We start from the raw sequence: 12,568 nt of genomic DNA, 5'->3' as shown, positions 1-12,568 counted from the left end.
GCAGGGAATGCCGGGTGCGCGCTGCACCCGCGGTCTCGTGTGCTCTGCTTGCGCAACGAAAAAATGCACACGAGCATACAGGTGAGCGGAGAACACTCCGACATCCCCTGCGCAATGGCTTTACGGCTTATATCGCGCTCTCCCTGGTGAGCGGGCTTGTTGTCACCATCGCCTCGCGGAAAATTCCGCAAGGTTTAGCGCCAGCGTCGCGGCGCCAGGACCACACGACTTCGCCGTACGCGATCAGCGCTTCGTCAAGCACGCCGCCCGCGTCCACCGCATCCCATCCCAACGTTTGGTGGCGATGGCCAACGCCCCTCCTCGGGGATGAGGTGGCGTTGTTATAATTCTGATTTGCCGAAATTGACAAGCGGAATATTTTTGCACGAGGGGCTTGACATGATTTCTGAAAAACAGAATCTGATTTGCCCGACGTGTTGAATTTGTCACAGGTGGCGCCCAAGCCGTCATTGCGAGGAGCGCAAGCGACGAAGCAATCCATATCTCGACAAGTGGAGAAATGGATTGCTTCGCGGAGCCTGTCATCGGGCGCGCATTCGCGCGACCCGTTGGCTCGCAATGACGGCTGCTGCGTCAACGCGCCGCCTCGAATCCTGCAAGCACCGCCGTCAGGTTGGCGCCAAGGATGTCGGACAGATAGCCGCCTTCCTGCACCAGCACCGTCGGCAATCCGAGCCGCGCGATCGCGGCGCCGATGCGACGGAAGCCGTCGGTGGTGACCGCAAGGCCCGCGAGCGGATCGTGCTCGGAGGCATCGAGGCCGAGCGCGACCACGAGCGCGCCGGGTGCAAAGGCGCGGATGGTCTTTGCAGCGATATCGAACGCGGCTAGATAGCCGTCGTCCTTCGTGCCGAGCGGCAACGGAATATTGAGGTTGGCGCCGAGGCCTGCGCCCTCGCCGCGCTCATGGGCATAGCCCCAGACATAGGGATAGTAGAACGCAGGATCGGCATGGATCGAAACGGTGAGCACGTCGCCGCGCTCGTAGAAGATGCCTTGCGTGCCGTTGCCGTGGTGGACATCCACATCGAGGATCGCCACGCGCTCGTGCCTGAGACGCAGATGCGCGGCGGCGACTGCGCTGTTGTTGAGAAAGCAGAAACCGCCGGCGACATCGCGGAAGGCGTGATGGCCGGGCGGCCGGCAGAGCGCGTAGACGGCATCCTCGCCGTCCAGCACCATCTGAGCCGCCGTCGCCGCGGCATCAGTGGCGGCGCAGGCGGCGGCCCAGGTGCCCGGGCCGATCGGACAGCCGGTGTCGGCGGTGTGCCAGCCCAGCCGGCCGACGATGTGTGTCGGATAGGTCGCGGCATGACGCACGGGATGCACATTCGCGATCATCTCCGGACCGGCATCGCCCAGCGCCGACCAGGCGTCCCAGGCTTCGCTGAGAAAGCCGAGATACTCGGCACTGTGCACACGCATCCGCGGCCCCTGCCCGAACACAACAGGCGCGACCAGTTCGTGCTTTCCTGCCGCAAGTCCGGCCAGCAGCCGGTCGGCGCGCTCGGGCTGCTCGGTCGTGCGCTTGACCACGCCGCGTACGAGAAAGAATTGCGGATCGTGGCTGCGGTGCAGTTCGGTGTAGACGGATTTCAATGGAATGGCCTCTTGCTGTCGCGTGCGGGAATACTGCCGGGAGTAGGCCTCCATATCAACCATAGCCAGCGCGATCGGATTGAGGCGGGCCGCCGTTGACACCGTGCAGCGGGCACACGACATATCCCGTACCGCCGACCCAGCTCACTGAGCAGTCATCGAGGACGAAGATATGGACGCGCCCCCCAACATCGATTCCGCTGCCGTCCGTTCCGGCGACGAAGTCCAGCACTGGCTGACAAACGAGACGCGCGACGAGCGCTTTCTCGACAATCTTTTCGCCGAACTCGGCATGCGGCTTCGGCAAGCGGGCATTCCCGTCAAGCGGGCGACGCTTCATCTCCTGATCAATCATCCCCAATGGCTGGGCGCCCGGATCCTCTGGGCGGACGGGATGCGCGAGGCCGAGATCGAAAGGGTCGACTACGATGTCATCGAGCGATCAGAGTACATCGGCAGTCCCGCCAACGAAATCCGCGACGGCGCCGCCGAGGTGCGCGAAAATCTGGAGCGTGATCCGTCGCTGGGCCGCCAGCATGCCATCTACGACGAGATGCGGGAGAAGGGCCTGACGGACTATGTGGCCTGGCCGCTGTACCACACGCTCGGAAAGATGCACATCGTGACCTTCGCAACCGACCGTCCCGGCGGTTTCGACGAAGCGCATATCGCCTTCCTCCAGAAGCTGTTGCCGGTTCTGGCGCTGGTCAGCGAAATCCGCATGAAGAACCGGCTAGCGCGAACGCTGCTGGAAACCTATGTCGGGCCGCATGCCGGCGAACTGATCCTGGCCGGCGCCACAAGGCGCGGGACCGGAACGACGGTACGCGCCGCGATCATGATCTGCGATCTGCGCGATTTCACCCGAATCTCCGACAACTGGCCGCGCGATGACGTCATCGAGCTTCTCAACGGTTATTTCGACGCGATGTCGGAGCCGATCGAGCGGCATGGCGGGGAAATCCTGAAATTCATCGGCGACGGCCTGCTCGCGATCTTTCCGCTCAGCCAGCCGTCAGCCTGCGCAAATCTGCTGCGCGCCGTGGCCGAAGCCAGCCAGGCCATGGTTGCCCTGAACGAGCAGAACGCGACAACCGGTCGTGCGCCGCTGAACTACGGCATCGGCATCCATGTTGGAGACGTGATGTACGGCAATATCGGATCGCGTACCCGGCTCGACTTCACCGTGATCGGTCCCGCCGTCAATATGGCGTCACGGATCGAGACGCTCACCAAGCAATTGGGCAAGAAGGTTCTGCTGTCCAGGGCGTTTGCCGAGCTGGTGAAGGGCGACTTCAATCTCGAACACGCCGGCGAACATCAAGTGCGCGGCTTCAGCGAGCCGATCGAGCTGTTTGCGTATCGCGGCTAGCGGCCGGTCACACTAGCCGAGGCCATCAAAGGCCTGGACCGAAGCCAGCGCCGTCACCCGCACTTCGGCCGCCGTCATGCCCGGACGATAGAGACTGCTGCCGAGGCCAAACGCCCGGACTCCCGCAGTCCAATACCCGGCCAGATTCTTGTCCGACACGCCGCCGACAGCGCCGACGACCGTATCCTTCGGGAGCACGGCGAGCTGCGCGGCAATGCCGGAGGGACCGAGAACGGACGCCGGAAAGAATTTCAGCGCCGACGCCCCGCAGCGCAGTGCGAGAAACGCCTCTGATGGCGAGAACACGCCCGGCATGGTCACCAACTGCCGCGCTTGCGCGGTCGCCAGAACATCGGCGTCGACATTCGGACTGACCATCAGCCGGCCACCGACATCGGCGACGCGCGCACAGTCGGCTGGGTTCAGGACGGTGCCTGCTCCGATATGGCAATCGCTGCCGAAGCGCTTGCACAGGCGCTCGATCGAAACAAACGGGTCGGGCGAATTCAGCGGCACCTCGATCAATTCAAACCCGCATCCGATCAGCGTTTCGGCAATCGCTTCCGCCTCATCGGGACGGATGCCGCGCAGGATCGCAACGAGCGAGCGCTTCACCTTCGGCCAGGCAACCGGCTGCGACATGTCAGAACTGCGCTCCCCAAATATTGATGGCGGCCTTGCTCAGCCCGTGCCGCGATGCTGCCTCGGCATCGTCAGCCGACACATCGAAGCCACGTTCGCGCACGGCAATTTCGTAGAGTTCGCCGAGGCGTCCGGCACGCAGCAGCCTCAAGCGTCGCGGCCGGCCGAAACGAACCGTCGCATCCGATATCTCGCTGCCGATCAGCAGGCCTGAGAGGCGGTCCGTCCCGTCGCCGCGCTGCTCGAAGCCGAGAAGTTGCGCCGCGCGCAATTGAAACAGCGACGAGGTCAATCCCGAAGGCGCAGCCAGCGCCGCTGCGATGCCCTCGCGGAACGGCCGGCTGTTCGCGGCGGGCTGACCGGCCGCCTCGACGGCATAGGCCAGGATGCTGTGCTGCGAGATCACGGAGAACAGTTCGCCCGTCATGTAGGTCGCGAATTCGACGATCGCTCCCGCCTCGATCTTTACCCATTTGCTGTGCGTGCCGGGAATGCAGACAAGCCCGCTGAACGCGGGATCGATCATTCCCAGAAGCTGCGTCTCCTCGCCGCGCATCACATCCGGCCGGTCGGCGCGCGCCTGGGCGATCCCGGGCAGGATGCGAATGTCGCGGCCGGCGTCCACGCGGACCGCGCCCTCATGCAGCGCATCGAGGCGCGTCGGCGTATTCAGATAGGGCGCCTCGATCCAGCCTTGCCGTGCTCCCGCCATGCCGCAAATCAGGACGGGAATTGTTTCCGGCGCGGCGAGCCGTGACAGGTGATCGCGCAGCACGGGCGCAAAGCCGGCGCCGGCACAGTGCAGCATGCCCTCGCTGCCGCGGCTCTCCGCGAGCACGCTACCTTCCGCCGACATCAGCCAGCCGCGAAAGCTGCTGGTGCCCCAATCGACCGCGACGAAGGCGGCCGGCGCAGCGCCGGGGGAAGGTGTAAGAGGCGTCAAGTAACACTCCGCAGAAATCGCTGCCCGCTCAAAGATCACATACTAGCCGGCCGGCCGCCGCAACTGGCCCGTGGCATCGGCGAGGCCGGCAAGATAGTTCGCGGCTTCGCTGATGTCGGCGGCAATTTCGCGCTCGGCGGCATTGGCGTCGCCCGCCTTGATCGCCTTCAGCGCCGCGGTGTGGCGATCCCATCCCTTCAGCAGCACGACATATTCGGGGATCACGAAGGAGAGCACCGGGCCGCAGCGAAGCCACATATTCTCGATGGTTTCGACCAGCAGCGGAATGCCGGACATGGCGTAGATGCCGAAGTGAAATTTGCGGTGATGCTCGAGATAGCTTTCGAGCTTTCGCGCCTGGATCAGCGATTGCATGGTCGCAAGCCGCTCCTCGAGCTGGCCGAGCGCGGTGCGGTCATGCCGGTGCGAGGCCGCTTCGCGCGCCGCACGGCCTTCGAGCGCACAGCGCACCACCGTCAGATCCGCCAGTTCCTTGCGGGAAAGATTCGGCACGATCGCCGAATTGCGCGGCCCCTGCTGCAATACGCCCTGCGCAACCAGGCGGGTGACGGCGTCGCGCACCGGCGTGATGGATGTGCCGAAACTTTCCGCCAGCGAGCGCAGGGTGAGGACCGTGCCGGGCTCGAACCGTCCGGCCAGCAGCGCCTCGCGCAATTGCGCGTGCGCCAGATCCCACAGCGGCTCGCGTTCGATTCGCTTCAATGCCGTCGTCATCGAACGACCGCTATCGCAGCGCGCAGCATGGCGCAAACTCCCCTCTGGCGGCCTATTGACCGACCACTGTTGTTTGTTATAACAAACAACAAACTGGGAGGAAACAACAATGCTCAAGCCGACCTCATTTATTCTGGCCGTTGCCGTGGCCGCGTTCCAGGCGACCGCCGCGCTGGCCCAAACCGCCTATCCGGCACGGGACATCAACTTCATCGTGCCCTGGAATGCCGGCGGCTCGAACGACGTCGCCATCCGCGCGCTCGACCCGATCCTGCGCGAGCACGGCATAAAGCTGGTGATCGAGAACGTGGTCGGCGCCACCGGCACCATCGGCATGCGCCGCGTGGCGGCCGCCGCGCCCGACGGCTACACCATCGGCATGGGCACCAGCTCGACGCTGGCCCTGATCGCGCAGGGCAAGACGCCGCTCACCAATGCGCAGTTCAGCCACATCGCCCGCGTCTCCACCGATCCCCTGATGCTCTTGGTGTCGACCAAGGCCGAGCAGAAATCGCTCGACGACTTCATCAAGTACATGAAGGCCAATCCCGACAAGGTGACGATCGGCACGCCCGGCAACTACAATCTCAACCACATCTTCGCCTCGATGACCGCACGCGCCGCCGGCGTGAACTACGTCAACGTGCCCTACACCGGCGGATCGAAGGTGGTCGCCGACCTGCTCGGCCAGCACGTCGCCTCCGGCGTGCTCAAGCCGTCGGAAACGCTCGGTCAGATCCAGGAAGGCCTGCTCAAGCCGATCGGCATTTTTGCCAATGAGCGGCTGGAGATGTTCCCGGACGTGCCGACCTTCAAGGACAAGGGCTACGACGTATTCCCCTACGGCCCGGTCGTGCAGATGGCCTATGTGGTCGCACCGGCCGGCCTGCCCGATGATGTCAGGACCAAGCTGATATCAGCCTTCCGCGCGGCGATCCAGGATCCGCGCTTCAAGGAATTTTCGAAGAAGAACGCCTTCCTGGTCGACGACCTCACGGGCGATGCCCTGACCAAGGAAGTCGACAGCGTCGCCGCCGCGCTCGGCACGGTGGCCGCGCAGGTCTTCCCGAAAGACACCAAGGAATAAGCGGCGGCATCGCCGCCGTTCCCATCCCGATAAATCCAGACAAAGGCCACCCGCTTGTCCATCAAGAAGATCACCTGTCACGTCGTTGCAGCCCCGGTGCAGCGGCCCTTCACTTCCTCGCGCGGCTGGCTCTACAAGACCCGTGGCACGTGCCTGGTCGAAATCGAGACCGATGACGGCATCACAGGCTGGGGCGAATGCTACGGCCCTTCCGCCGTTGCGAAAGCCTTCATCGACACCCAGCTCGCACCGCGCGTGATCGGCCGCGACCCGTTCGACGTCGAGGTGATCTGGGAAGACCTCTACAACCGGATCAAGGATTACGGGCCGAAGGGCATGTCGATCGCCGCCATCAGCGGCATCGACATCGCGCTGTGGGATATCGTCGGCAAGGCCTGCAACAAGCCGGTGCACAAGCTGATCGGCGGCGCATTCCGCACCGAGGTCGACGCCTATGCGACCGGGCTCTATTTCACCGACATGGACCGGCTGGTGGACGAGGCCGTCGAGGAAGCGGCGGGCTACGTCAAGGAAGGTTTTAAGGCGATCAAGATGAAGATCGGGCTCGGCTCGATCAAGCGCGATTTCGAGCGCGTCAAGGCGGTGCGCGAGGCGATCGGTCCCGACGTGAAGCTGATGGTCGACGCCAATCATTGCTTCAGCGTTCCCGCCGCGATCCGGCTCGGTCGCGCGCTGGAAGAGCTCGACATCGAATGGTTCGAGGAGCCGATCTCGCCGGAAGACATCGACGGCTATGTCGAGGTGTCGCGGGCGCTCGACATGGCGGTGGCGGGCGGCGAGAACGAGTTCACGCGCTGGGGTTTTCGCGACGCCATCGTGCGCAAGGCGATGGACATCGTGCAGCCGGACGTCTGCGCCGCCGGCGGCATCACCGAATGCAAGAAGATCGCCGCGCTTGCCTCCACCCATGGCGTGGAATGCGTGCCGCATGCCTGGGGCTCCGCCGTTGGTCTTGCCGCCACCATCCACTTCCTGGCGTCGATCCCGAACCAGCCGCCGAGCCTGTTCCCGATGCCGCCGATGCTGGAATTCGAGCAGGAGGAGAATCCGTTCCGCGATCATCTGGCGGTCGAGCCGATCCGGCAGGTGAAGGGCACGATCGCGGTGCCGCGAGGGGCCGGGCTCGGCATCGAGATCGATCGCGCCGTGATCGACCGCTACCGCGTGGCGTGAAGCGGTCATGAAGTTCGTCAGCTTCAGCGAGCAGGGTTTTGTCCGCGCCGGCGTGCTGCTCGGCGATGGTTCTGGCGCGGGCGATGAAATCGTCGACCTCGCGCATCCCTCGATGCGCGGGGCGTTGGGCAGCGCCGCACCGCAGATGCTGGCCTTGATCGAGGCCGGCCTTACCACTGCTGTGGAAAGCATCCGTGCACATGGCCTGTCCCATGACGCGAGACTGCCGATGGGCTCCATCACGCTGATGGCACCGCTGCCGGAGCCGCGGCGCGTCTTCGGCATTGCGCATAATTACCGCGATGCGCTGGCCGAGCGCGGCATGGCGCCGCCGGAAAAGCCGGTGCTGTTCATGAAGGCGCCGCGAACGATTGCCGCGGCCGGACAGGCGATCGTGCTGCCGGCGGGAATCGGCGGCGTCACCTATGAAGCCGAGCTTGCCGCCGTGATCGGCAAGCGCGCCGACAATGTCGGCAAGGACCGGGCGCTCGAACATGTCGCGGCCTATGGCTGCTTCAACGACATCAGCGCCAGCGAGATCATCAAGGCCGATGGCCATTTCGACCGCGGCAAGAATTTTGCGACGTTCGGGCCGTTCGGGCCTTTCCTCGCTTCTTGCGACGACGTGAAGGATCCGCATGCGCTGACCGTGTCGTTGAAAGTCGACGGCCGCGTGCTGCAATCCGGCTCGACGCAGAACATGCTGTTCGATGTCGCCGATCTCGTCGCCTATCTCTCCGCGCTTCATCCGCTCGAACCCGGCGACATCATCGCCACGGGCACGCCGGCCGGTGTCGCCGCCCTGCACAAGCCGCCGGCCTGGCTGAAGCCCGGCTCGACCGTCGAAGTCGAGGTCGAGGGTCTTGGCCGCCTGCGAAATCCAATCATCGAAGGACCTGCGCTTAATGCCTGACAGACCGATCGTCCTGCTCACCAATGCGATGCATCCCGACGGCGAAGCGATCCTCACGCCGCATGCCGAGCTGATCGTGCCACCCGATGCAAAGCCGGAAACCTTGCGCCAATGGGCCAAAAATGCCGACGGCATCATCGTGCGCGCCAAACTGCCCGACGACATCGTCGATCATGCGCCGCGCCTGAAGGGCATCGTCCGCCACGGCGTCGGCCTCGACTTCATCCCGGTCGATGCCGCCACCGCGCGCGGCATCGCGGTGGCCAACCTGCCCGGCAGCAACACCAATGCGGTCGCCGAATATGTGATGTCGGCCCTGATGCACCTGCGCCGGCCGCTGTATCGGCTGGATGCCCGCCTGCGCAGCGATGGCTGGAATGCTGCGCGTCCGATCGCGGACTCACTGCCCGAATTGAGCGGCTCGACGCTCGGCATTCTCGGCGTCGGCACCATCGGCCGCCACATTGCCGGGATCGCGCGCGACGGATTCGGCATGAAGGTGCTCGGCACTTCCCGCCGCAAGGGCTCGCTGCCCGCCGGCATTGAGGAAGTCGCGCTGGAAGAGCTGTTCGCGCGCAGCGATGCGATTGCGGTGTGCTGTGCCCTGAACGAACAGACCCGGGGCCTCGTCAACAGCGGTCTAATCGGCCGGATGCGCTCCTCCGCTGTGCTGGTGAATGTCTCGCGCGGCGCCGTCCTCGAAACGCCGGCGCTGATCGAGGCGCTGCGGTCGGGCAAGATCGGCGGCGCGGCGCTCGACGTGTTCGACGTGCAGCCCTTGCCGGCGAACGACGCCCTGTTCGATTGTCCGAACCTGCTGCTGACGCCGCATACCGCTGGGATCACCGCCACCAGCGGCCGCGCGATGGCGGTCGGCGCGGCAGAAGAGATGCTTCGAATTCTCCGCGGCGAGCAGCCGCTCAATCTCGTCAATCCCGCCTACAAGGCGGCATGAGGTCCAACATGCGCATTACAGAGATCAAGGCCGTTCCGATTTCCTACCGCGTGCCGGAAGGCCAGAACGTCAGGCTCGGCATCGGCCGCGCCGTCAAGCGCGATGCGGTGCTGGTGAAGGTCACCACCGACGAGGGCCTGACCGGATGGGGCGAGGCCCATCACGGCCGTTGCCCGGGCGCGATTGCCAAACTGATCGACACCACGATTTCCGAGCTGGTCCTCGGCATGGACGCGATGAACGTTGTCGGCGTCTGGCAGCGCGTCTACCAGATGCAGCTCGCAAGCCACGGCATGGGCTATGCCGCCGCGATGGCGCTGAGCGGTCTCGATCTCGCGCTGTGGGATATCAGGGCCAAATCGGCCGGCTGGCCGCTCTACAAATTGCTCGGCGGCACTTCGAAGCCGATCAAGGCCTATGCGGGTGGCATCTCGCTCGGCTACCAGGCGCCGCAATCGCTGGCGCAGGAAGCGCTTGGGTATGTCGCGCAGGGTTACCGGGCGATCAAGCTCCGCGTCGGCGACAATCCGCGCGACGACGTCGCCCGCGCCACTGCCGTGCGCGAAGCGGTGGGCGACACCATCGAGATTCTGGTGGACGCCAACACCGGCTACACCGTCGATGACGTGCGCCGCGTGATGCCGGCCTATCAGGACCTTGGGATCGGATGGCTGGAAGAGCCGTTCCCGGCGCAGGATTACCGCTCATACCAGACGGCGGCCTCGCTCGGCACCACGCCGTTGGCGGCCGGCGAGAATCATTATACCCGCTTCGAATTCACGCGCCTGATCGAGGACGGCGCCGTCAGCTTCGTGCAGCCGGATCTGTCCAAGACCGGCGGCGTCACCGAAGCGGTGCGAATCGCCGGCATGGCTTCGGCATGGAAGCTGTCGTTCAATCCGCATACGTCGGCGACCGGCATCAACATGGCCGCCAGCATCAACGTGCTCGCGGCGGTCGATCTGCCCGGCTATTTCGAGGGCGACGTCGCCAGGCACAACCCGTTCCGCGACGAGGTCGGCGGCATCCCCTACACGCTCGACGCCGACGGATGCGTCAAGCCGTCGGAGACGCCTGGGCTCGGCGTCGAGATCAATGAAGCTTTCATCAACGCCCATCCACTGATCGAGGGACCTTGCTATGTCTGACACGCTGCGGGCTGAAGTCACTTCGAGCGCACTGCGTCTTGTTCACTTCACCTGCTGCGCTCTGTTTATTCTACTGGCCGGCGCCACCGTTGCACCGGCGCAGACCACCTCGACGCCGGCCGAGCCGGACCATTATCCAAGCCGGACCATCCGCTACGTCGTGCCCTACCCGCCCGGCGGCTTCAACGACACGCTGGCGCGGATCGTCTCGCAAAAGCTGCAAGACGCCTGGGGCGTGCCCGTCATCGTCGAGAACCGTCCGGGCGGCGGTACGCTGATCGGCAGCGAAGCCGTCGCGAAGGCTCCGCCCGACGGTTACACCCTGCTCGGCGTCGCTTTTCCGTTCGGCGCCAATCCCAGCATCTACAAGAACCTGCCCTACGACACGGTGAAGGATTTCACGCCGCTGATCTTCGCGGGCCAGACGCAAAACCTCCTCGTCGTGAAGCCTTCGATGCCGGTCAATTCGGTCAGGGAGTTGATTGACTACGCCAAAAAGAATCCCGGCAAGGTCAGCTACGGCTCCACCGGCATCGGCTCGTCCAATCATCTCTCGATGGAATTGTTCAAGAGCATGGCCGGGATCGACATCGTGCACGTACCCTACAAGGGCAGCGCGCCGATGGTCAGCGACCTGCTCGGCGGGCATATTGATCTGGCCTTCGACAACACGCCAAACGTGCTGCCGCAGGTCAATGGCGGCAAGATGCGCGCGCTCGGCGTCAGCAGCAAGACGCGCTCGGCGCTCGCGGCCGACGTGCCGACGGTGTCGGAAGCCGGCGTTCCCGGCTACGAGGTCACCGTGTGGTTCGGCATCGTCGGACCAGCCAGCATGCGGCCGGAACTGGTGCAGAAGCTGAACACCCAGATGAACGCGATCTTCGCGATGGACGACGTCAAGCGCCGCTTCACCGACCAGGGCGTCGAACCCGTCGGCGGAACGCCGACGGAATTTGCCGATCACATCAAGGCCGAAATCCAGAAATGGGCCAAGGTCGTCAAGGACGCCAAAATCCAGCCGGAGTGAGTGCAGGATTTTTGGGCGCGGAGAGCCTTGCCGTCGGTCCAGTATTGATTACCAGGACGACGGCAATGCGCGGCTAGCTCTTGCCGTAGTCGTAAAACCCTCGGCCGCTCTTGCGGCCGAGATAGCCGGCGTCGACCATTTCCTTCAGCAGCGGCGCCGGCCGATATTTCGAGTCGTTGAAGCCGGTGTAGAACACCTCCATCACGGACAGCATGGTGTCGAGGCCGATCAGGTCGGCGAGCGCGAGCGGCCCGATCGGATGATTGCAGCCGAGCTTCATGCCGGCGTCGATCTCTTCCGCCGTGGCAATCCCCTCCTGTAGCGCAAACACCGCTTCGTTGATCATCGGACAGAGAATGCGATTGACGGCAAAGCCCGGGCTGTTGCGCGCAGTGATCGGCACCTTGCCGACGCGCTTGGCAAACGCCTCGGCCTTGGCGTGCGTATCGTCGGAGGTCTGCAAGCCGCGAATCAGCTCAAGCAAGGCCATGACGGGCACTGGATTGAAAAAGTGCATTCCGATGAACCGGTCCGGACGATCCGTTGCGGCCGCGAGTTTGGTGATCGAGATGGACGAAGTGTTGGTGGCAACAAGCGCCTGCGGGCGAAGCGACGCACAGAGGTCCTTCAGGATCTTGACCTTCAACTCCTCGTTCTCGGTCGCAGCTTCAATGACGAGATCGCAATTGCCGAGTTTGGCCCTGTCCGTGGTCGCATTGATTCGGCCCAGCGCGGCCTCGCGATCGGCAGCGCCCATCTTTTCCTTCTTGACCAGGCGATCCAGGCTGCCGTCGATGGTGGAGAGGCCGCGCTTGATGGCGGCATCGGAGATGTCAACCATGGTGACGCCAAGCCCGGCCACGGCGCACACCTGCGCGATGCCGTTACCCATGGTGCCTGCGCCGATGATTCCGACCGACTCAATCATGCAA

At 64.4% G+C, this 12,568-nt stretch carries 12 protein-coding genes; 7 read left to right on the top strand and 5 right to left on the bottom strand.

Translation table 11 applies throughout. From position 1 onward, the window contains the following. Nucleotides 1–594 precede the first annotated feature (594 nt). Nucleotides 595–1,620: a histone deacetylase family protein gene (locus JQ628_RS30855; RefSeq protein ID WP_212229270.1), complete on the bottom strand. Its 1,026-nt coding sequence runs from the start codon at nt 1,618–1,620 to the stop codon at nt 595–597. A gap of 172 nt (nt 1,621–1,792) precedes the next feature. Here JQ628_RS30855 and JQ628_RS30850 point away from each other — a divergent pair, with 172 nt between their 5' ends. Further along, a complete protein-coding gene (locus JQ628_RS30850) occupies nt 1,793–2,992 on the top strand; it encodes an adenylate/guanylate cyclase domain-containing protein (RefSeq protein WP_212229268.1) in 1,200 nt (399 codons plus the stop codon). A gap of 12 nt (nt 2,993–3,004) precedes the next feature. On the opposite strand, the gene JQ628_RS30845 is transcribed toward JQ628_RS30850, so the two are convergent. From JQ628_RS30845 to JQ628_RS30835, 3 genes are read right to left on the bottom strand one after another with little or no spacing between them, the layout of a single operon-like run. After that, the gene (locus tag JQ628_RS30845; RefSeq protein ID WP_212229266.1) at nt 3,005–3,634 is read right to left on the bottom strand and encodes a 2-dehydro-3-deoxy-6-phosphogalactonate aldolase; all 630 of its coding nucleotides are present in this window, start codon (nt 3,632–3,634) and stop codon (nt 3,005–3,007) included. Between the two features lies 1 nt (nt 3,635). Continuing rightward, nucleotides 3,636–4,577, bottom strand: a complete 942-nt coding sequence (locus JQ628_RS30840) for a 2-dehydro-3-deoxygalactonokinase (protein ID WP_283815849.1) — start codon at nt 4,575–4,577, stop codon at nt 3,636–3,638. Between the two features lie 42 nt (nt 4,578–4,619). Beyond that, nucleotides 4,620–5,312, bottom strand: a complete 693-nt coding sequence (locus JQ628_RS30835) for a GntR family transcriptional regulator (RefSeq protein ID WP_249128620.1) — start codon at nt 5,310–5,312, stop codon at nt 4,620–4,622. A gap of 109 nt (nt 5,313–5,421) precedes the next feature. Here JQ628_RS30835 and JQ628_RS30830 point away from each other — a divergent pair, with 109 nt between their 5' ends. From JQ628_RS30830 to JQ628_RS30805, 6 genes are read left to right on the top strand one after another with little or no spacing between them, the layout of a single operon-like run. Continuing rightward, nucleotides 5,422–6,399: a tripartite tricarboxylate transporter substrate binding protein gene (locus JQ628_RS30830; protein WP_212229264.1), complete on the top strand. Its 978-nt coding sequence runs from the start codon at nt 5,422–5,424 to the stop codon at nt 6,397–6,399. Between the two features lie 54 nt (nt 6,400–6,453). Further along, nucleotides 6,454–7,593: a mandelate racemase/muconate lactonizing enzyme family protein gene (locus JQ628_RS30825; protein ID WP_212229262.1), complete on the top strand. Its 1,140-nt coding sequence runs from the start codon at nt 6,454–6,456 to the stop codon at nt 7,591–7,593. 7 nt (nt 7,594–7,600) lie between these two features. Further along, complete coding sequence (locus JQ628_RS30820) at nt 7,601–8,506, top strand: fumarylacetoacetate hydrolase family protein (RefSeq protein ID WP_212229260.1); 906 nt, start codon at nt 7,601–7,603, stop codon at nt 8,504–8,506. Continuing rightward, nucleotides 8,499–9,461, top strand: coding sequence for a hydroxyacid dehydrogenase (locus JQ628_RS30815; protein WP_212229258.1), 963 nt, complete (start codon nt 8,499–8,501; stop codon nt 9,459–9,461). The genes JQ628_RS30820 and JQ628_RS30815 overlap by 8 nt, the downstream gene beginning before the upstream one ends. An 8-nt stretch (nt 9,462–9,469) precedes the next feature. Beyond that, nucleotides 9,470–10,609 carry a mandelate racemase/muconate lactonizing enzyme family protein gene (locus JQ628_RS30810; RefSeq protein ID WP_212229256.1) on the top strand — a complete coding sequence of 380 codons (1,140 nt, stop codon included), beginning with the start codon at nt 9,470–9,472 and terminating at the stop codon, nt 10,607–10,609. Next, nucleotides 10,602–11,636: a Bug family tripartite tricarboxylate transporter substrate binding protein gene (locus JQ628_RS30805; protein ID WP_212229254.1), complete on the top strand. Its 1,035-nt coding sequence runs from the start codon at nt 10,602–10,604 to the stop codon at nt 11,634–11,636. The genes JQ628_RS30810 and JQ628_RS30805 overlap by 8 nt, the downstream gene beginning before the upstream one ends. 73 nt (nt 11,637–11,709) lie before the next feature. Here the strand turns inward: JQ628_RS30805 and JQ628_RS30800 are convergent, their stop codons facing one another. After that, nucleotides 11,710–12,564 (bottom strand): 3-hydroxybutyryl-CoA dehydrogenase, encoded by an 855-nt coding sequence (locus JQ628_RS30800; RefSeq protein ID WP_212229252.1) that lies wholly within the window; start codon nt 12,562–12,564, stop codon nt 11,710–11,712. Nucleotides 12,565–12,568: the final 4 nt, after the last annotated feature.

The organism is Bradyrhizobium lablabi (assembly GCF_018129385.1).
Taxonomy (GTDB): Bacteria; Pseudomonadota; Alphaproteobacteria; order Rhizobiales; family Xanthobacteraceae; genus Bradyrhizobium; species Bradyrhizobium lablabi_C.
The sequence above is the reverse complement of the archived record's forward strand: the minus strand, read 5'-3'. Positions and strand labels throughout refer to the sequence as shown.